The following is a 1035-nucleotide window of genomic DNA, read 5'->3' as shown; positions in this document are numbered from 1 at the left end:
TAGACTCCCAGGCCACCAATCACGTCGCAATAGATAAAGCTCAGTCTAAGCCCGTTTTCAGCCAGCCTTCAGACATCGAAAAGGCACCCAGACTGTCTCATCCGCCATCTAAAGACGTTTGGGTTCTAGCAGCCTCACTCGGTGGTCCTGCAGCGGTGAAAGAGTTCCTGGATGAAATTCCATCTACGATCAGAGCCGGCTTTCTTTATGCTCAGCATGTCGATGCCCACTTCTCGGGCGTACTAACACGCGTCTTAGGCCGTCATTCAATGCTCGACCTAAAGCCTATAACCGACTGCTGTTTAGTTAAAGATGGCGAAGTTCTCGTCGTTCCTGTCGACAATGAAGTCTGCTTTTCATCTAATGGTGTCTCAATTAGAGACAATGAATGGGAAGGACCCTATGGTCCATCAATTGACCATTTATTAAGAAATCTGTTTGCGCATTATGGAAAACGTTGCCATGTGATCGTATTTAGCGGCATGGGGAATGACGGCTCGTTGATGGCACCTACGATGCATAAGCAAGGCTGCTCAGTATGGACTCAAGCACCAGATGGGTGTGCGAATGGCTCGATGCCGCAATCTGTGATTGATCTTGAATGCAGTGCATACACCGCATCTCCAAAAGACCTGGCTCGAGCATTAATTAATAAAGTTGGCTGCTACAGTGCACCTGACGCCAGTGCTAGCAATTTAGAAACAAACAAAGGAGTTTAATTGTGTCGGATGCTCAAAGTGTTATCTCTAGCCTATATCTACCGGTTAGTAATACCCAGCTCTTATTACCTAACGTTAGCGTCGCTGAAGTAGTAGGCTATCAAGCGCCTGAAAACCGCGATACTAAGCCAGATTACTTTCTAGGTCTTGTATCCTGGCGTGGAATCAATATTCCTTTATTATCGTATGAAATCGCCAATGGGCTCTCAGCAGCCAAGGTCACACCCAACTCCAGAATTGCGGTAGTCAATACTATTGGTAAACACCAAAAAGACTTACCTTTTTTTGCTATTGTGACGCAAGGTATCCCCCGACT

General features: G+C 46.4%; 2 protein-coding genes. Both read left to right on the top strand.

What is annotated here, in order from left to right; translation table 11 throughout:
* Nucleotides 1–719: chemotaxis protein CheB (locus A3729_RS28255; RefSeq protein WP_231877523.1), on the top strand; the 719-nt coding region annotated here is incomplete at its 5' end.
* Nucleotides 720–721: 2 nt separating this feature from the next.
* Nucleotides 722–1035: chemotaxis protein CheW (locus A3729_RS28250; protein ID WP_197476222.1), on the top strand; the 314-nt coding region annotated here is incomplete at its 3' end.

Source organism: Oleiphilus sp. HI0043 (assembly GCF_001634935.1).
This window is presented reverse-complemented; position numbering and strand designations above follow the sequence as displayed.